Source organism: Streptomyces albiflavescens, assembly GCF_014645835.1.
In the GTDB taxonomy this organism is placed as follows: Bacteria; Actinomycetota; Actinomycetes; order Streptomycetales; family Streptomycetaceae; genus Streptomyces; species Streptomyces albiflavescens.
This window is the reverse complement of record NZ_BMMM01000008.1, coordinates 219,130-236,788: the sequence shown is the minus strand read 5'-3', so window position 1 is coordinate 236,788 and position 17,659 is coordinate 219,130. Positions and strand designations below refer to the sequence as shown.

Here is a 17,659-nt window from a genome sequence, read left to right as displayed (position 1 = left end):
GCGGGTCTCGTTCAAACCGCTTCCAGGTAGGCCCTGAGTCCGCGCCGCCCCGCCCGCATCATCAGCGCGTGGTTGGCACGGAAGACGGGCCGCCCCGGTACGGCGAACCGCCGCAGCAGCGGCTTGCTCACCACGACCTCCTGGTCGTACTGGGCACGGGTGCCCGGCCCGTCCGCGGTGAGCGTCCAGCGCGCCCAGCCGTCGATGTCGCCGGACATCGCGATCTCCAGGACGCCGCCTGCCGGGTCGCGCCGCACCTCCCGCCCGGTGAACGTCATGTCGTACGGAAGCACCGAGCGGATCCGGATGACCCCGCTGCGCTCGTCGACAGGGATCACCTCGCGCACCTGGGGCCACCAGCGGGGATAGTGCTCGGCCTGTTGCAGCACGAGGTACACGGCGGAGGGCGGCGCGGCCAGGTCCCACACGCTGCGGAAGCGGTAATGGCTCCAGTCCATGGACCGAGTGTGCCCGCCCTCGGTACCGAGTGCGCCCGTCCGCGGATCTGAGTACGTCCTGAGTACGCGCACTCATGCCGGCGAACGTGACCGGGACCACACTCCGCAGCATGACCCACATCCCGCCCCCGGCCGAGGAGTTGCGACTCCTCGACGCCGAGCTGCGGCAACTCGACGCGCGCCGAGCCCTGTTGCTGGCACGCCGCGCCTGGCTGGTCGCGGCCCTGCGGCCGGCCCCCGCACAGCCCGCGCCCCAGGCCGTCCCCGTACCCCGCGCCGTCCCCGCACCCCAGGCCGTCCCCGTACGTCGGCCCGAGACCACCGCACCCGGCGTCCAGAACGTGCTCCTGCTGCTCGGCGGCATCCTGCTGACCGTGGCCGCCGTCGCGTTCACGGTCGTCAGCTGGGGGCACCTCGGGATCGCCGGGCGGGCACTGGTTCTCGGCGCGGTGACGCTGGCCGCGCTCGGTACGCCCGTGCTCCTCCTCGGCCGCGGACTGCGCTCTACGGCCGAGTCGGTGGCGGGACTCGGCCTCGCGCTGACGGTCCTCGATGTCTACGCGCTGCACGAGGTCGCACTGACGGACACCGACGGACTCGGGTACGCGGCGATCGCGTCGGCGGTGCTGGCCGTGGTGTGGGCGGCGTACGGTCTCGCCGTGGGCGCGCTGCACCGGCCTGCCGGACCGCGGACGGGCACCACCCGTGCGGGAGAGCGGACAGACACCACAGGCGCCGGAGAGCGCGAGGCCACCACCGGCGTACGTCTCCCCACGCTCCCCCTGCGACTGCCCCTGCCCACCGCGGTGGCCGCGGCCCAGCTCCCGCTGCTCCTCTGGGCGGCGGCGGCCGACGCGGGCGCCCGCACCGTCACGGCCGCGCTGCTGGTGACGGCAGCGTTCGACGCGTTGGTCGCGCTGCGCATCCCCGTGACGTCCGTCCGTGTGGTCGCCGCCGTCGGCGCGTACGGGCTGGGCGGCTGGGGCACCTTTGCCGCCGGTTGGCTGTCCTGGACAGCCTCCGGCCCGAGCGCCGCCGCCCGTGCGGCGGCGCTCCTCCTCCTTGCCGCGGCGATCGCCCTGGCGGCGGCCTGGCACGCCCCGAAGCCGAACGCCGCGACCGGCCTCGCCCTGGCGGGCGGACTCATCACCGTCGCCGCGCTCGGCGGCGTCCTGCGCCCGTCGCTGCCCGACGAATGGACGGTTCCCGGCCATCTGGCGTGCGGCATGGCCCTGTTGGCCGCCGTACGCACCCGCCTGCCCGAGCCGGTGCGACGCGGCCTGGCCTGGGCCTCCGGGTCCGTGCAGGCCGTGGCGGTGGTGTGGGCGCTGCCGCTGGTCGCCATCGCCCTCCTGGGCCCGGTCGGCTGGGCAGAGAAGATCTGGTCGGGCGCGCCGACGTCCGCCCGGGACGCGGTGACGACGGACCTGCCCTGGCCCGCCGACGCGGCCACGGCACCCCTCGTCCTCGCGCTCGTCGCCGGAGTCCTCGTGGTGGCGGTCCGCGCCGCCGCCTGGCGTCCCCAGGCCCTGACCTGCGCGCTGACGCTGGCCTGGGCTACGGTGCTCGTGCTCCCCGCGGCTCTCGAACTCCCCTACGTCGCAGGTCTGTCGGCGCAGGGTCTCACGACGGTGGCCGCTCTGGTGTGCGCCGCCCGCGCGGCCCGGACCCAGGCGCCCCCGCTCCTGCTGGCCCTCCTCACCTCCCTCGGCCTCGCATTCCTCTCGCTGGCCACCGAGGGTGCGACCCTCACCGTCCTCGCCGCACTGACCGTCCTGTTCGCGGCCGCGGCGTGGCGCCCGGGGCTCGGCCCGATCGCGGCGCCCGCCTCTCTCGCGTACACCACCGCCCTGGCCTGCGCCGCGGGAGGCTCCCTCGGCTGGCTGCCGCAGCACACCGCGCTGCTCGTCCTCGTGGTGCCGGTCGGCGCGGCCCTCCTCGCGGCGCGCCTGAACGCCGCGTCCGTGGCCGTGCCGGTGGAGGTGACGGGAGCCGTCGCGGGTCTGCTCGCCATCGCGCTCACGGTCACCGATCCCCCGATGCTGGCCCTGGTGCTGGCGCTCTGCGGCGTGATCGCCACGGGCACTGCCGTACGGGAGGACCGACGCTCCGTCGGATACGCGGCCGCCGCCCTGTTCGTGTCGGCCACCTGGGTCCGTCTGGCGGCCTGGGGCATCGACTCCCCGGAGGCGTACACCCTCCCGGTGACCGTCCCGGCGCTGCTGCTGGGGGTGGTCAGGCGCCGCAAGGATCCCCAGGTCTCGTCGTGGACGGCGTATGGACCGGGGCTGTCCGCCACACTCGTGCCGAGCCTGTTCGCGGCGTGGGGCGACGCCCACTGGTCGCGTCCGTTGCTGCTCGGCGCGGCGGCGCTCCTGGTCACCCTCGTGGGCGCCCGGAACCGTCTCCAGGCGCCGCTCGTACTGGGCGGCACCGTGCTCGCGCTGGACGCGCTGCACGAACTCGCCCCGTACATCGTGCAGGTGGTCGACGCGCTGCCCCGTTGGGTACCTCCCGCACTCGCCGGTCTGCTGCTGCTCGCACTGGGTGCGACGTACGAGCAGCGGATCCGCGACGCGCGGCGGGTGCGGGAGGTGCTGGGAAGGATGGACTAGGGCCTGTCGTCACATTCCCGTCTGCCCCGCGACGCCTGGCACGCTCCCCCACTGCCTTAAGGGCGTGGGAGGTGCCCCCACTCGCCGCACCGGGCGAAAGCCCAAGTACGTCCAGTACGAGGACTTCCGCCCGGCACGCCGAGAGCACGCACCAGACGCCGCAGGGCCGCCCTTCGGGCGACGACGGGAATGTGACGACAGGCCCTGGCACGTCCTCGAAGGGCGTACGGCTACGGCATCTTGTCGCCCAGCAGTGCCAGGTTCTCGATGGCGGCGAGGCCGTACAGCGCGGTGTCGTTCGTGTAGACCCAGTTGGCCTCGCTGCCCGGCACCAGGGTGACCGGACCGCTCAGCTTCTCCGTCTTCCAGGGCGAGGACTCCGTGTAGCCGTCGGAGTTGTAGAACTTGCTCCACGCGCGCGTGGCGAGCTTCGCGTCGCCGGTCTGTACGGCGGCGTACGCGTCGAGGCGCGAGTGCCCCTGGAAGAGCAGAAGCGTGCCGAAATGGGAGCCGTAGCGTGCGGCCTGCTCGGCCTTGGTGGCGTTGAAGTAACGGCAGTAGTCGAGGTACGCGTCCTTGAACTTCGGCATGTCGACGAGGTCGATGAGCTCGGCGCACAGCTCGTTGAGCCCGAAGACCGCCGAGAGGTGCGAGACGCCGACCACGGGCGTCGTGGCGATCGCGAACTTGCCCGTGTCGAGGTCGTACAGCCCGCTGCCCTGCACGAATCCATTGGGCTGGGCGGCGATGGTCTCCATCGTCGACAGCACGCGTGCCTTGGCCTTCTCCCACTTCGGCCCCTTGCGCTCCCACTCCGTCAGCCACGCCGACACGAGCCCGCTCCAGTCCGTGCCGAAACCGATCGACAGCGCATGCCGGTCGGGCGTGTACGGCTCGGTGCGGATCTTGCGGATCGGGTCGAGCACCAGGAACGTCTCGTCGGAGTCGACGTTGGCGTGCATGAGGTCGCCGACCCGCTCGTCCGCGGTGAGGAAGTAGTAGTAGCGGCGGTACGTGGTGTTGGCGATGCGCTGCTGCTTGGCGCTGTCGGCGAAGTGCTGGACGCCGTGCCGGGTGCCGAGGCCCGCCCACTGGCCGAGGTGGTAGACGTCGACCTCGCCGGTGTGCCGGGTCATCGCCTCGGCGAAGCGGAAGATGTCCGAGCGGCCACTTCGTATGTACGCGAACCACAGCCAAAGGTCGGGCGACAGCTCGGAGTTGTCCCAGGCATAGCCGCCCACGTCGTATCGCCACTGGTGCCTGACCGGGTCGTACGAGTGCATGATGTCGCCGTAGTCCCAGAAGCCGTACCAACGGCGCATCTCCACCTGGTCCTTGTAATAGGTGAAGAGGAAGTCGAGGTGGTCCTCGATCTTCGCCTTGGCGGGCGTGGTGCGGTCGGGCTCGGAGTAGAGGCCGGGGCCGAAGACCTTCGCCTTGATGAGCTGCTTCGCCGGGGCGGCGAGCTGCGGCAACACCCGTACCGCTTCGACCTGTTCGGCGAGCTTCTCGGGGGTCGGCGTCGACTCGTTGGCCCAGAAGAGGAGTTCGGAGGTGCGGGCGATGCCGTAGGGGGTGCCGAAACCGGGCTCGTAGTCCTCGTAGGTGATGTTGAGGCCTTCGAGCTGCTCGGCGTAGGTGTCCTGGCCCATGCCGTCGTGGTAGAAGCGCAGGTCCATGGGCTGGGCCTCGGGCGACCAGAGCCAGAGGGTGACCTCGGCCTCGTCGGTGTGGGCGTCCCGGATGTCGAGCTGCGCCGGGAACTTCTCCCAGAAGTCCCGCAGCCCGAAGGAGAATCCGCCGCTCGGACCGCCGACGTAACCGAAGCCCGACGCGCGCCGTCCGCCGCCCGCGCCGATCCAGCCGTACCCCTTCGTCGTCCGTTTGCGCAGCGTGAAGCCGTCGGCGGAGAGCTGGGCGAGGGTGTAGTCGCCCCACTCGGGGATGTACTGGAGCCGGGTGGTCACCCGCTGGTCCCAGGTCGACGGGTCGGGCAGCTTCTCCCCCGCGAACTGGGCGGCCTGCACGGCCGCGCCCGGGTCGCGGCGCAGCCCGGTGATGCCCTTGACCGCCTCGCGCAGCAGACCGGTCCCGTCGCCGCCGATGCGGATGTGGCGGTCGTACGAGGCATCTCGCATCGGCACGGTGAAGCGGACGCCGAGCCCGCGGACGAAGTCGCCGCTCGCCTTCCCCGGCTCCTGCTTCCCGTCGAAGGTGATGGTGTGCACCATGCGGAAGGAGTCGGCACCCGCGTAGAAGTACAGCCGGATCGAGAACGGCAGCCAACTCCGGTCGCCCTTGTGGTGCTTGCCGTCGATGCGGACGACGGCACGGACCGGGCCCTCCTGCTCGACGGTGACCGACGAGATGGCGCCGTCGAAGCGCTCGGTCTTCACCGAGCCCTGGTCCTCGTCCTCGATCTCGGGCTGGCGGATCAGGACGAGCTTGCCGTTCCTGGCGATCTCGGTGGAGCCGCGGGTGACCGACTTGACGAGCGTGGAGCCGTCCTTGCCGATCTTCGCCGTGATGACACCGGTGGAGACGTCGATGGTCCCGCCGCTCGTGTCGACGGTGACCTTCTTGTCGGGTACGGCGGCCTCACCGGCGCTCAAGGTGAGCTTGCCGGAGCCCGAACTCACCGCGTGGGCCGTCCACTTGAGTGACCCGTCCGGCCAGTAGGCGATCGGCCACGACTGCACGGGGACGGACTTGCCGTCCATGTCCGTCAGCGCGAAGTTCTGGTCCTCCTGGTAGGTGCCCTTGGGCCAGGGCACGCCGAGGGTGGAGCCGGGTGCGGCGCCCAGCCCACCGTTCTCCAGCCAGTCGAGGGTCACGGGGTCGGCGTCCGCGGCCTCCGCTCCGGGGGCGGCCTGCGCGTTCGTACTGCCCAGCGCCCAGCTGAACTGGGCGGCGGCTCCGGCGACGGCGGCCGCCTTGAGAAGGGACCTGCGGGGAATGGGGGACATGGCCTTTCCTTTCCGTGCGGGGAAGTCAGGGGCATGACAGAGAGAGGTGCGGCGCTTCACGTGGAGCGCCCACCTGGTGAGAGACCGCCGGTCAGCGGCGCCGGTGCCGCTCCTCCACAGCGACGGCCGCCGCCGCGACGGCTCCCAGGACGGGAACCGCCAGCGGCGCGATGAACGACGCGGACAGGGCGACGACACCCAGCCCGCCGACGACCAGGAAGGACCCGGCGGGGTCGAGCACGGTCCGGCGCCCGGCGTCCGCGAGCAGCGCCCGCCAGGAGGCGCCCGGCGTCCAGACGGCCGCCGCCCGCAACAGCGCGACGGCCAGCCCGATCAGCGCGAACAGGCCGACGGCCCCGACGAACGGCCCGCCGGGAATGCCGGCCCGCGCGGCCAGCACGTCCACCCAGACCGCGGCGGCCACCGCCCAGCCGACGAGCCCGACGACCCACCCCCCGCGCAGAGCCGCCCGGAAGTCCGCGGCGAACTCCCGCCAGCCACCGCCCTCGTGGGCCGTACGACGCCGCAGATGCCGTGCGCCGGCGGCGAAGGCCGCGGGGTAGGTGACGCCCCCGAGGCAGGCCACGGCGATCCACACGCCGGTGAGCAGAGCCTCGGCGAAGATCGCGAAGCGCTCGCCGAACACGGACTCCTTACGAGCCTTTGCACGCGCTTGCGCCATGGTGACCGCCTCAGCTTCCCTACTTCAGTCCGGACGTCGCCATACCGTCGATGAGGTACCGCTGGAAGGCCATGAAGAAGGCGATGACCGGCACCAGTGCCACCAGCGACATCGCGATCATGCTGCCGTAGTTGGAGATGCCCTCCTGGTCGCGGAACATCATCAGGCCGAGCGAAACGGTGTACTTGGAGGGGGTGTTGAGGTAGATCAACGGCCCCATGAAGTCGTTCCACGCGTTGATGAAGGTGAAGATCGCGCTGGTGATGATGGCGGGGCGGCACAGCGGCAGCACGATGGACCAGTACGTCCTGAGGTGCCCGCAGCCGTCGAGCTTGGCGGCCTCGTCCAGCTCGCGCGGCAGCCCACGCATGAACTGCACCATCAGAAAGACGAAGAACGCCTCCGTGGCCAGGAACTTGCCGGCCACGAGCGGCACCAGCGTGTCGATGAACTCCAGCTTGCGGAACATCACATACTGCGGGATGAGCAGGACGTGATACGGCAGCAGCAGCGTGCCGATCATCAGCGTGAACAGCAGGTTCCGCCCGGCGAACCGGATCTTGGCGAAGGCGTACGCGGTCAGCGAGCTGGACACCACGACACCGACCACGGCCAGGACCGCGTACATCAGCGAGTTCATGAAGAAGCTGCTGATGGAGATGCCGGAGATGCCGTCGGCGAGCCCGGAGAAGTTCGCCCAGACCGGTTTGGCGGGCAGCAGGTCGATGCTGGCGATGATGTCCTTGCTCGGCTTGAACGCGGCACCGACGACCCAGATCACGGGATACAGGACGACCGCGAGGACGGCGAGCGCGCCCACGTGCCAGGCGATCGATCCGGTGCGCCGTCGCTCGCCCGCAGTACGCACAACAGGGTTGGTGGCACTGGTCACTTGGCGGCCTCCTCGTAGTGCACCCACTTCTTCTGCGACCAGAACAGGACCGCCGTGACGAGCGCCACCGCGACCACCAGCGTCCAGGCCATCGCGGAGGCGAAGCCCATCTGAGCCTCCTTGAAGCCCTTCTGGTAGAGGTAACAGGTGTAGACGAGTGTGGCGTCGGCGGGCCCGCACCGGGTGTCGGAGACGACGTACGCGGAGCCGAACACCTGGAACGCGTGGATGGACTCCAGCAGCACGTTGAAGAACAGCACCGGGGAAATCATCGGCAGCGTGATGTTCCAGAACCGCCGGATCGGACCGGCCCCGTCCATCTCGGCGGCCTCGTACAGCTCCCGCGGGACCTGCTTGAGACCGGCCAGGAAGATGACCATCGGCGCGCCGAACTGCCAGATGCTCAGGGCCACCAGGGCATAGATGACGTAGTCCGGGTTGCCGATCCAGCCGCCCACGTCGAGCCCGAAGACCTTCTGCGTACGATCCACGATCGCGTCGTCCGAGAACAGCGCCCGCCAGACGAAGCCGACGGAGACGCTGGCGCCGATGAGCGAGGGCATGTAGAACGCGGCCCGGTACAGGCCCTGTCCGCGCCGCTTCTGCGCGAGCAGCAGCGCGACACCGAGCGCGAGCAGCAGCTTCAGCGGGGTGGCCACGACGACGTACTTCAGCGTGACCTGCACCGACTTCTGCCAGCGCGGGTCCTGGAACATCGTCGTGAAGTTGTCGAGCCCCACCCACTGGGGCGGCGTGAACAGGTTGTAGCTGGTGAACGCGTAGTACAGCGACGCGATCATCGGCCCCGCCGTGAGCAGCAGGAACCCCGCGATCCACGGCGACATGAAGAGATAACCGGCGAGGTTCTCGCGGCGCCGCCCGCGCCGCCCGGCGGCGGGAACGGCGGACCGCTTCCCGGCCGGGCGCACGGACGCTTCCTTGACGAGCGTCATGGTGGTACGTCCCCTCAGCCCGCGAACGCGGCCTTGGCCTCGCTGAACAGCGTCTTCGCACCGTCGGCCGGCTTGGTCTTGCCCTGGGCGACCTCGCCGCCGATGCGCAGGAACGCCGCCTCGATGATGTCGGCGCCGGACGGGTGCGGGGTGATCTTCCCGAGGACGCCCGCCTTGGCGACCTCGTCCTCGTATGCCGCGACACCCTTGTTGTTGGCGTCGGTGGGCGTGAACGCCTCGTACTGCTCGGTCGTGGCGAGGATGCCGCGGTCGTAGCCCATGATCTTGCCGACCTCAGGGTCGTGGACCATGAAGTCGATGAACTGGGCGGCTTCCTTGGGGTGCTTGGTCCCGGAGAAGGCGCTGAGCATCAGCGAACCGAGGTACTGGCCGGTCTGCTTGCCGTCCGTGGTGGGGATCGGCGCGAGCCCGTAGTCCGACTCGCCCTCGCCCTCGTAGCGGATGGAGAAGTTGTCCCAGGTGAACTCGGAGGCGGCGAGCCCCGCCGACAGGCCCGACTTGGGCTTGACCTGCTCGATCTTCTTCGGGTCGGCGACCAGCCCGGACTTCACGCGCTTGTAGCCGTCCTCCCACCACTGCGTCACATCGTCCTCGGTGAAACCGAGAGCGGAGTCGGAGAAGAAGGCCTTGCCGTTCTGACGCAGGTACAGGTCGTAGAGGTACATGATGGCGAAGTAGCCGGTGTCACCGGCGATCTTCAGCTTGTCCTGGATCGTCTGCAGCGCGTCGAAGTACTCGTCCCAGGTCCAGCCGAACTTCGGCTCCACGCCCGCCTTCTTGAAGGCCTTGAGGTCGATGACGAGCGACATGGTGTTGGCACCGACGGGGATGCCGATCTGCTTGCCGTCGACCTGACCGTTCGCCAGAACGCCGTTGCGGAAGTTCTCCAGGCTCAGATTCCCCGCGTCCGCCTGCGTCTTGAGATCCATCAGAACGCCGCGCTTGTCGTACTTGCGAAGAAATCCGACCGCATTCTGGAAAACGTCCGGCGGATTCCCACCGGAGGCCTGCGTCTGGAACTTCTCCCAGAACGCCTCGTAGTCGGTGAATTCGGGCTTTATCTTGATCTTCGGGTACTTCTTCTCGAAGAGCGCGATCGTCTTCTTGATGGCGATGGTGCGCGGCTCGCCGCCCCACCATGCGTAACGGAGCGTCACCGTCCCATCTCCGGAACTGCCGCCGTCCCCGCCGCAACCCGTCGTCGCGGCCAGTCCCAGCGTGGCCAGCGAAGCTCCGGCCGCCTTGAGGACCGTCCGCCTCTCGACACTCCCGTTGTTTCCCACAGTCGGGCCTCCCCGCAACGTCGTCGCCGCCTGCATGAATCGTTTCAAGTAAGCGCTTGCTGGCACAAGGTACGGAGGGCTTTCGGGCACGTCAATGATTCGGACAGGAATTGATGGGATGCGGTTTGGCCGCACGGCGGCGGGGACGGGGTGGCGGCTCGCGTGTGAGGGTGCGAATGCGCAGGTCGGAGGCGCGCGGTCGAACTGTCGGACGTGATGCGGTGCGTCGAGCGGGGTGAGAGCGGGGCCGAAAAGTACTGCGGGTCGCGGGGGTTGGGCGGAGGTGGGGAACTGAGGGTGAGCGGCGGGGGCCTGGGCTGCGGCGGAGCCGGGCGAGCTGCGCGACAGGCTCGGCTCGGAGGGGGGCGGGACACGGCGAAGGGCTCAACTCGAACAGGGCCGGAGACACCCGAGAGGATCAGCCGAAGCGAGAGCCGGGCACCTCGGATGACCCGAGTCGGGCTCAAGGTCCGTGCGCGGAGAGGGTGTTCACAGGGATCGACAGCGGATGCCGGAGGCCTGTCGGCCCACGCCGGTCAAGCCCAGTTCGGCGCAGGACGGCGGGCGATCGGCGGCGGCGTCGGACAGCAGCCCGTCGGCTCGGAGGTCATGCGAGGTCGTCGGGCACCCGCCCGCTTGCTCGAAGGCCATGCGAGGTCGTCGTGCACTCGCCCGCCGACGTCGTCGGACAGTAGTCCGTTCTCTCGAAGGGGTGCGACGGCGCCGGCCTCGGTGCCCCCTGCGGGCGCCCGCCGACTCCGGCACCGGCGGCCGTAGCGCATCGTCAGGCTTTCACGTCTGAGTAGGGCATACGGTCGGGATTCCACGCCTGCGCAAGGCGGACAGTCGGGCGTCCACGTCCGAGCAAGGCAGACCGTGGGGCTTGCACGCCTGAGCACAGCGGACCGTGGGGCTTACACGCCTGAGCGCGGCGGACGGCTGGGCTACCACGTCCGAGCAAGGCAGACCGTCGGGCTTCCAGGTCTCAACAACGCGCGCCGTCAGGCTTCCACGTCAGCAACTGTCCCGGCACCGGCACTCCGTGGCCCGGACAACCCCTCGACGCCTCCGACCGACGTCAACTCCAGTGCTCCCAGCGGGTCAACACCACGCCCGCACACCCCGGCGCTCCCACGGCCTCAACGCCCCGCGGCACAGCCCGCCACGCGCGCGGGAACGACGAAGGCGACCGTGGTCCACGCATTCCATGGACCACGGTCGCCTCTCGCATACGTGGGCGATACTGGGATCGAACCAGTGACCTCTTCGGTGTGAACGAAGCGCTCTCCCGCTGAGCTAATCGCCCGGGCGCAGGAAGAACATTACCCCATGTCAGGGGATGGCTTCGACCAGCCGAAGAGCCTCAGAGCGGCGCCTGAGCGGGCTCCGTCACTCCTTGATGTTCCAGGGCATCGCGAGGCCGAACTTCCAGACGTAGACGCCGACAAGGGCCGCGACGATCACCAGGCCGACGGTCGTGAGGATGATGTTGCGACGCCGCACCTTGGGATCGAGCGCCCGCTGAGTCGCCTCCGTGACCTTGCGCTTCGTCCAGCGGAGCACCAACTGCGCCCAGACGAACTCGGTCGCCCAGACCGCCATGCCGCCGAAGATCACCAGCCAGCCCGGCCCGGGAAGCGGAAGCATGATCACGCCCGCGACGACCACCGCGAGCCCCACGATGAAAACGCCCACCTGCCAGCTCAGGTGCAGCGCGCGGCGCGCCTTGATGAATTCCGGCGCTCGCGAACCGAGCGCTCGCTCACCCTTCGCTCCGTCGTCAGCCATGGCAACCTCGCCCGGCCCGTCACTCCCCGTATTCATACGGCCAAACCCTACCCGAGAGAAACCAGTCACCGGAATGGCCGTATCCGGCGAACGGTCTCTCGGCCGGATGAGTTACGTAAAGGCACGCAAAACACTCAGAGGGGTTTACAACGGCACCGTAGGTGGCATGTCGATTTCGCCGACGTGCGAATCCCCGAGCGCACACTGAGCGAAAGGCCCTGGCGCTTATGAACACCACGGTCAGCTGCGAGCTGCACCTGCGCCTCGTTGTGTCGAGCGAGTCCTCACTGCCTGTTCCCGCAGGACTGCGGTATGACACGGCCGATCCCTACGCCGTGCACGCCACCTTCCACACCGGAGCCGAGGAAACCGTCGAGTGGGTGTTCGCCCGCGACCTCCTCGCCGAGGGCCTGCACCGGCCCACCGGTACCGGCGACGTCCGAGTCTGGCCGTCCCGTAGCCATGGCCAGGGCGTCGTATGCATCGCCCTGAGCTCCCCGGAGGGCGAGGCACTGCTCGAGGCCCCGGCGCGGGCCCTGGAGTCGTTCCTCAAGCGAACAGACGCCGCCGTGCCCCCCGGCACGGAACACCGGCACTTCGATCTCGACACGGAGCTCTCACACATCCTGGCGGAGAGTTAGCGAGGCATCACAGAGCCGCCCGGCGCCGTCCACTCGGGGAGATGGCTCGGGCCTAGACAACCGCATAGGGCACAACCGCATAGGGCACAACCGCATAGGGCACAACCGCATAGGGCACAAACATCGGCGCCGGCGCCGCGGACCACCGCGGCGGCGGCGCCGATGTGTCTGCCCGGCCCGCCCGTGGCCGCTTCACCGCTCCCCCGCGACCGCTCTGCGCCCCGCGAAGCCACTACCATCGGCCAGCATCAGGCGGGCGCCCGCCCCACCCCCCAGGCCAGGGAGCGAAACGTGCTGATCACCCACGACACCCGGTGCGCCCTCGACGCCGTGGTGGATCTGGTGAACACCGCGCCGGAGGAGCCGACGACGGACGGGCTCGCGGATGTCGCGTCCCTCGCCGATTTCGTACGAAAGCACGAGATCAGCGATGTCGGCGTGCTGTCCGAGCACGATCTCGCGGCCGTGCGCAGGGTTCGCGACCGGTTCTCCGGGATCTTCGCAGCCGACGACCCGCGGACCGCCGCCGCGCTGATCAACGAACTGGTCGCCGCCGCGGGCACCACACCCCAGCTCACCGACCACGACGGCTACGACTGGCATGTGCACTACTTCGCGCCGGGTGCCTCCGTCGCTGACCATCTCGCGGCCGACTGCGGGATGGCGCTGGCCTTCTTCGTGGTCGCCGGGGAGCAGGAGCGGCTGCGCCGCTGCGAGGCCCCGGACTGCCGGCGCGCCTTCGTCGACCTCTCCCGCAATCGCTCCCGCCGCTACTGCGACAGCCGCACCTGCGGGAACCGCCTCCACGTCGCCGCGTACCGGGCACGCCGGAAGGAAGCGGCGGGCTGACGGACGTATCCCCGCCACGCTCGGCACGAGGAGGTGGCGGACTGACGGAGCCCTCGGCGGGTGACGCCAGGGGCTCCGTGTACGGCTCAGAGCAGCAGCAGGTCGTGCAGCGAAGCCATGAGCAGCAGACAGCCGATCACCGCAAGGAAGATCATCAGCGGCGGCTGGGAGAGCGCGAAGAGACAACCACGCCGCTCCTCGGAGGGAGCGGCGGTGTCGCTCTGGGTTGTGTCCAGCATCTCGCGGCGATGATGACGCAGCCGACACCCCTCGCGCGATCAACACGCCCGGAAAATGCGGGAGTTCGCCGGATCTTGGGGCGGAAGCGCTCGAACGTGAACGCTTTCGAGCACTCCACGAGGCCCCCGTGAAGCTTTGTGTCGTTTCAGCTGGTCATGTGCGGGTCATATGCCGCGCTTCTTCAGGATGGCCTCGATGTCACTGAAGTCGTCCCCGGAGCCGGTGGCACGGGGCGTCGCCGCGGGGCGCGTGGCCGGGCGGGACCCCTGGCCCAGCGAGGGCGCCGAGGCCGCCGGGGCCACCGACTCGCGCTGGGCGGCGGCCTTCGCCGCCTTGCGTTCCTTTCGTGTCCCGCCACCGCGCCGCTCTATGGCCCGCGTGGTCATGAACAGCAGCCAGGCTCCGCCGAGCAGGACGAAGCCCGCCCACGCGGTCGGGCTGAACGCGGTGTCGGCCAGCCAGCCGACGACCCCGGTCATCACCAGGCCGACCGGCACGAGCGAGTAGGCGGCGATGCGGGCGGCCGCGAGGAAGCGCTTGCGGTAGGCCGTGACCGCGGCGATGCCCAGGCCGGCCGCGGAGACGGCGGAACAGACAGTCTCGGCAATCATCCGGTCCTCCAGGGCAGGGCGAGGTCGGGCAGGGTCGGTTCGTCCCTTCCATCCTGCACCGCCCGACGCCCGGTATGCCATGCTCCGGGCGGACCTCAGGGACATCTCCGGGTCGGCGTCCTCCCCAGGTCCCGGTTGGGGCGCCCCCGGCGGAGCTGGGAGACTGGTCTCCATGAACGACTCCTCCTCCGCCCGCCCTGCCGCCGTCGTCCTGGACGTCTGGTGCGAACTCCAGTGCCCCGACTGCGGCAGCGCCCTCGCCGACCTGCGCGCGCTGCACGCCCGCTACGGCGACCGTCTGGAGCTGCGGCTGCGGCACTTTCCCCTGGAGAAGCACAAGCACGCCTTCGCCGCGGCGCAGGCCGCCGAGGAGGCCGCGGAGCAGGGCCAGGCCTGGCCGTACGTGGAGGCGGTGCTCGGCCGCGTCGCGGAGCTGGACCGTAAGGGAGAGCCCTTCCTGGTCGAGGTCGCCCGTCAGCTCGGTCTGGACGCCGAGGAGTTCGACACGGCCCTGATCGACGGCCGGCACATCCTGATCGTCGACGCCGACCAGGCCGAGGGCAAGGCCATCGGCGTGACCGGCACCCCGACATACGTCATCGGCGGCGAACGCCTCGACGGCGGCAAGAGCCAGGAGGGCCTGCGCGAGCGCATCGAGGAGATCGCCGACCGGCTGCTGGGCGAGCAGGAGGCCTGACACCCAAAGGTCCCCAGGGACCCCGTGGTGCCAGTGGTCCCTGTGGTCCCTGTGGTCCCCAAGGCCCCCAAGGCCCCCAAGGCCCCCAAGGCCCCCAACAGTCTGCTCAAAGCAGGTCCTTGTACAGGTGGTACTCCGTCGTCTCGTAGCCGAGTGACTCGTAGAGCCGCTCGGCCGGGAGGTTGCCCGAGAAGACGTTGAGACCGATGCGGTTCATCCCGGCGGCCACCGCCTGCGCTTCGGCGAGCAGCATGAGCGTACGACCGTGGCCGCGGCCGCGATGCGCGGCATGGACCTCGACGTTGTAGACGAAGGCGCTTCCGGCGCGCTCCCCCAGCCACAGGTCGCCGACCGGGGTCCCCTCGTGTTCGAGAAGGGTGAACAGCATGTTCTCTGTGGCCAGCCCCCGCGGCAACAACTGGTCGTGGTCCCGGTGCGACTTGGCGTACGCCTCCGCCTCCGGCACCCCGCGCCGGATCCAGTCCTGCGCGTACTCCTCCCTGCCGCGTCGGTCCCAGGCCTCGTACTCGGCCTGCGTCATGGGCCGGCCGACGCTCCCGGCGGGCAGCTCGGGCGGAGTGTCGCCGAGCGCCTTCTCCATGCCGCGGTTGCGGGTGACGTACCCGAGCGCCTTGGTGAGCCGGAGCCCGGCCTCGGCGTCGCCGGGGACGGTCGCCTCGATCTGCTTGCAGCCCCAGCCGCGCACCACCTCCTCGGCGGCGAGGGCGGCCACGGCGCCCCGGCCGCGTCCGCGGTCGGACTCCTCGATGCGGAGCTCGCGGATCTTGGCGACGGACGGGCCGAAGCGCGGGTCCGTCGCGAGGTGTATCGCGCCCACGGGACGGCTGTTCACACACACTTGGTAACGGCGCGAACGCGTCCCGTCGGCAGCCTGCTGAAGCGGCTCGGTCGGCCGCAGGGTGGTGGTCATCAGGGGTGTTGTACCCGCTGCGGAGTCCGAGGTCAGCCGAATTTATTCAGCGATCAGGCGATCGAGCCGTCGGGACATCGTGAGATCGAGCGAGCGATCAGGGATCGAGGTCGTCCCCGGCCCGCTCGTCGAAGATCCGCATCGCCTTGGCGGTCACCGGGCCCGGCGCGCCCGGGAGTTCACGGCTGTCGACCCGGTGCACGGCCTGCACGTCGCGCAGCGTGGAGGTCAGGAAGACCTCGTCGGCGCGCTCCAGTACCTCCAGCGGCAGGTCGGTCTCCTTGGCACCGGTCCACTCGACGGTCAGCGCACGCGTGATGCCGGCGAGGCAGCCGGACGCGACCGGCGGCGTGTGGATCTCGCCGTCGAGGACGACGAAGACATTGGACCCGGTGCCCTCGCAGAGCTGACCGACCGTGTTGGCGAACAGCGCCTCGGACGCAGCGTGTTCGCGCGCACGGGCCAGGGCGACGACGTTCTCGGCGTACGAGGTGGTCTTGAGGCCGGTCAGCGCGCCGCGCTCGTTGCGGGTCCAGGGGACCGTGACGACGGCGGTGGAGTCGGGGCGCCGGGAGGACCCGCCGAGGGCGACGACCAGGGTCGGACCGTGCTCGCCGCGGTCGGAGCCGAGCGGCCCATGGCCGCCGGTGTACGTGATCCGCAGACGGCCGAGCGGCATCGGGTTGGCGTCCATGACCGCGGCGCAGGCGCGGCGCACCTCGTCGAGGTCGGGCTCGGGCAGGCCCAGGCCGCGGGCCGAGCGTGCCAGCCGGTCGAGGTGGCGGGTCAGCGCGAACGGCCGCCCGTCGACCGCCTTCACGGTCTCGAAGATGCCGTCACCCACGGTCAGTCCGTGGTCGAAGACGGAGACGCGGGCGGTCTCGATGTCCTGCAGCCCACCGTCGAGCCAGATCTTCACGTAAAGGTCCCTCCACTCGCCTCGTACGCTCCCGACGCTACCGCGAGCAGTCGCGCGGCCTTCAGCTCGGTCTCCCGCCACTCACCCTCGGGGTCCGAACCCCAGGTGATGCCGGCGCCCGTCCCGAACCGCAGGACGCCTTCCTCCCGGTCGATCCAGAAGGTACGGATGCCGACGGCGAGCTGTCCGGTGCCGCGATCGGCGTCGACCCAGCCGATGCCTCCGCAGTACGGGCCGCGGGGCGCGGTCTCCAGGGCCTCGATGATCCGCAGGGCGCTGGACTTGGGGGCGCCGGTGACGGAGCCGGGCGGGAAGGCGGCGGCGAGGAGCTCGGGCCAGCCGGCGCCCTCCCGCAGCTCGCCGTGGACCGTGGAGACGAGGTGGACCAGGCCCGGATGCTTCTCGACGACGCACAGGTCGGGGACGGTCACGCTGCCGGTGGCGCAGACCCGGCCGATGTCGTTGCGGACGAGGTCCACGATCATCACGTTCTCGGCGTAGTCCTTCTCCAGAAGGTCCGCCTCGGTGCGTCCAGTGCCCTTGATCGGGCCGGACTCGACGATCCGGCCGTCGCGTCGCAGGAAGAGTTCCGGGGAGGCCGTAGCAATCTCCACGCCGTGCGCGGGCAGCCGGATCGTTCCTGCATAGGGCGCCGGGTTGCCTCGGGCGAGCAGCGAGGTCAGCGCGTCCACATCCGCGTCGGGGGCGATCGGCGCGGACAGTACCCGGCAGAGGTTCGCCTGATAGACCTCGCCGGCCGCGATGTGCTCACGGATCCGTCGCACGCCCTCGGTGTACGCGGCGCGGTCCAGGGACGACTTCCAGTCATCGGGCGCCGGTCCCCGCCACTGCCCGGGCACCGGCGCGGGCACGGGCTCCTCGCGTACGTCCTGGAAGCGGGCGCAGATCAGACGCCCTTCGAAGTCGGCCGAGACGGCCCAGAAACCGGTCGAGTCCAGGGCCGCGGGGTCGCTGGTGACGTCGAGGAGACCGGTGGCGACGAGGCCACCGAAGCGGGCGAGAGGAGGGAGGTCGAGCACGCAGTCGAGTCTATGGCGGGTGACCTGCGGGCGCCCTGACCATGTCCTTGGGCGGACAGACCGCAGCACGCTG

General features: G+C 70.2%; 16 protein-coding genes and 1 tRNA gene. 4 read left to right on the top strand and 13 right to left on the bottom strand.

Annotated elements, in window-relative coordinates; translation table 11 throughout:
- Positions 1-11: 11 nt before the first annotated feature.
- A complete protein-coding gene (locus tag IEY95_RS23000) occupies positions 12-458 on the bottom strand; it encodes an SRPBCC family protein (protein ID WP_189187983.1) in 447 nt (148 codons plus the stop codon).
- A gap of 110 nt (positions 459-568) precedes the next feature.
- Here IEY95_RS23000 and IEY95_RS22995 point away from each other — a divergent pair, with 110 nt between their 5' ends.
- Complete coding sequence (locus IEY95_RS22995) at positions 569-3,073, top strand: SCO7613 C-terminal domain-containing membrane protein (protein WP_229703251.1); 2,505 nt, start codon at positions 569-571, stop codon at positions 3,071-3,073.
- 230 nt (positions 3,074-3,303) lie between these two features.
- Here IEY95_RS22995 and IEY95_RS22990 read toward each other — a convergent pair whose 3' ends face one another.
- The 7 genes from IEY95_RS22990 to IEY95_RS22960 all read right to left on the bottom strand — a co-directional run bounded on the left by IEY95_RS22990 (position 3,304) and on the right by IEY95_RS22960 (position 11,694).
- Positions 3,304-6,039: an exo-rhamnogalacturonan lyase family protein gene (locus IEY95_RS22990; RefSeq protein ID WP_189187981.1), complete on the bottom strand. Its 2,736-nt coding sequence runs from the start codon at positions 6,037-6,039 to the stop codon at positions 3,304-3,306.
- A 91-nt stretch (positions 6,040-6,130) separates the two neighbouring features.
- The gene (locus IEY95_RS22985) at positions 6,131-6,721 is read right to left on the bottom strand and encodes a hypothetical protein (protein WP_189187980.1); all 591 of its coding nucleotides are present in this window, start codon (positions 6,719-6,721) and stop codon (positions 6,131-6,133) included.
- Between the two features lie 19 nt (positions 6,722-6,740).
- Positions 6,741-7,613 carry a carbohydrate ABC transporter permease gene (locus IEY95_RS22980; protein WP_189187979.1) on the bottom strand — a complete coding sequence of 291 codons (873 nt, stop codon included), beginning with the start codon at positions 7,611-7,613 and terminating at the stop codon, positions 6,741-6,743.
- The gene (locus tag IEY95_RS22975; protein WP_189187978.1) at positions 7,610-8,566 is read right to left on the bottom strand and encodes a carbohydrate ABC transporter permease; all 957 of its coding nucleotides are present in this window, start codon (positions 8,564-8,566) and stop codon (positions 7,610-7,612) included. The genes IEY95_RS22980 and IEY95_RS22975 overlap by 4 nt, the downstream gene beginning before the upstream one ends.
- 14 nt (positions 8,567-8,580) lie before the next feature.
- Positions 8,581-9,906 (bottom strand): ABC transporter substrate-binding protein, encoded by a 1,326-nt coding sequence (locus IEY95_RS22970; protein ID WP_373294523.1) that lies wholly within the window; start codon positions 9,904-9,906, stop codon positions 8,581-8,583.
- 1,198 nt (positions 9,907-11,104) lie between these two features.
- Positions 11,105-11,176: transfer RNA gene (locus IEY95_RS22965), tRNA-Val, on the bottom strand.
- 83 nt (positions 11,177-11,259) lie between these two features.
- Positions 11,260-11,694, bottom strand: a complete 435-nt coding sequence (locus IEY95_RS22960) for a TIGR02611 family protein (protein ID WP_189187976.1) — start codon at positions 11,692-11,694, stop codon at positions 11,260-11,262.
- 191 nt (positions 11,695-11,885) lie between these two features.
- Here IEY95_RS22960 and IEY95_RS22955 point away from each other — a divergent pair, with 191 nt between their 5' ends.
- Both IEY95_RS22955 and IEY95_RS22950 read left to right on the top strand, forming a co-directional pair.
- Positions 11,886-12,299: an SsgA family sporulation/cell division regulator gene (locus IEY95_RS22955; protein WP_003959770.1), complete on the top strand. Its 414-nt coding sequence runs from the start codon at positions 11,886-11,888 to the stop codon at positions 12,297-12,299.
- Between the two features lie 291 nt (positions 12,300-12,590).
- Complete coding sequence (locus IEY95_RS22950) at positions 12,591-13,148, top strand: CGNR zinc finger domain-containing protein (RefSeq protein ID WP_189187975.1); 558 nt, start codon at positions 12,591-12,593, stop codon at positions 13,146-13,148.
- An 86-nt stretch (positions 13,149-13,234) separates the two neighbouring features.
- Here the strand turns inward: IEY95_RS22950 and IEY95_RS22945 are convergent, their stop codons facing one another.
- Entirely contained in the window at positions 13,235-13,387 is a 153-nt protein-coding gene (locus tag IEY95_RS22945; RefSeq protein WP_167459210.1) for a hypothetical protein, read from the bottom strand.
- 165 nt (positions 13,388-13,552) lie between these two features.
- The gene (locus IEY95_RS22940; RefSeq protein ID WP_189187974.1) at positions 13,553-13,999 is read right to left on the bottom strand and encodes a hypothetical protein; all 447 of its coding nucleotides are present in this window, start codon (positions 13,997-13,999) and stop codon (positions 13,553-13,555) included.
- Positions 14,000-14,171: 172 nt separating this feature from the next.
- On the opposite strand from IEY95_RS22940, the gene IEY95_RS22935 reads away from it, so the two are divergent.
- Positions 14,172-14,696, top strand: coding sequence for a DsbA family protein (locus IEY95_RS22935; RefSeq protein ID WP_189187973.1), 525 nt, complete (start codon positions 14,172-14,174; stop codon positions 14,694-14,696).
- Positions 14,697-14,802: 106 nt separating this feature from the next.
- Here the strand turns inward: IEY95_RS22935 and IEY95_RS22930 are convergent, their stop codons facing one another.
- From IEY95_RS22930 to IEY95_RS22920, 3 genes are all read right to left on the bottom strand, one after another.
- Entirely contained in the window at positions 14,803-15,627 is an 825-nt protein-coding gene (locus tag IEY95_RS22930) for a GNAT family N-acetyltransferase (protein ID WP_189187972.1), read from the bottom strand.
- 97 nt (positions 15,628-15,724) lie between these two features.
- Positions 15,725-16,546: an aminotransferase class IV gene (locus IEY95_RS22925; RefSeq protein ID WP_189187971.1), complete on the bottom strand. Its 822-nt coding sequence runs from the start codon at positions 16,544-16,546 to the stop codon at positions 15,725-15,727.
- Positions 16,543-17,586 carry a chorismate-binding protein gene (locus tag IEY95_RS22920; protein WP_189187970.1) on the bottom strand — a complete coding sequence of 348 codons (1,044 nt, stop codon included), beginning with the start codon at positions 17,584-17,586 and terminating at the stop codon, positions 16,543-16,545. The genes IEY95_RS22925 and IEY95_RS22920 overlap by 4 nt, the downstream gene beginning before the upstream one ends.
- Positions 17,587-17,659 lie beyond the last annotated feature (73 nt).

Bases quoted from the DNA above. Each gene is read 5' to 3' on its own strand.
- IEY95_RS23000 (WP_189187983.1), bottom strand. From the start codon at position 458: ATGGACTGGAGCCATTACCGCTTCCGCAGCGTGTGGGACCTGGCCGCG.
- IEY95_RS22995 (WP_229703251.1), top strand. From the start codon at position 569: ATGACCCACATCCCGCCCCCGGCCGAGGAGTTGCGACTCCTCGACGCC.
- IEY95_RS22990 (WP_189187981.1), bottom strand. From the start codon at position 6,039: ATGTCCCCCATTCCCCGCAGGTCCCTTCTCAAGGCGGCCGCCGTCGCC.
- IEY95_RS22985 (WP_189187980.1), bottom strand. From the start codon at position 6,721: ATGGCGCAAGCGCGTGCAAAGGCTCGTAAGGAGTCCGTGTTCGGCGAG.
- IEY95_RS22975 (WP_189187978.1), bottom strand. From the start codon at position 8,566: ATGACGCTCGTCAAGGAAGCGTCCGTGCGCCCGGCCGGGAAGCGGTCC.
- IEY95_RS22970 (WP_373294523.1), bottom strand. From the start codon at position 9,906: ATGCAGGCGGCGACGACGTTGCGGGGAGGCCCGACTGTGGGAAACAAC.
- IEY95_RS22960 (WP_189187976.1), bottom strand. From the start codon at position 11,694: ATGAATACGGGGAGTGACGGGCCGGGCGAGGTTGCCATGGCTGACGAC.
- IEY95_RS22955 (WP_003959770.1), top strand. From the start codon at position 11,886: ATGAACACCACGGTCAGCTGCGAGCTGCACCTGCGCCTCGTTGTGTCG.
- IEY95_RS22945 (WP_167459210.1), bottom strand. From the start codon at position 13,387: ATGCTGGACACAACCCAGAGCGACACCGCCGCTCCCTCCGAGGAGCGG.
- IEY95_RS22940 (WP_189187974.1), bottom strand. From the start codon at position 13,999: ATGATTGCCGAGACTGTCTGTTCCGCCGTCTCCGCGGCCGGCCTGGGC.
- IEY95_RS22935 (WP_189187973.1), top strand. From the start codon at position 14,172: ATGAACGACTCCTCCTCCGCCCGCCCTGCCGCCGTCGTCCTGGACGTC.
- IEY95_RS22930 (WP_189187972.1), bottom strand. From the start codon at position 15,627: ATGACCACCACCCTGCGGCCGACCGAGCCGCTTCAGCAGGCTGCCGAC.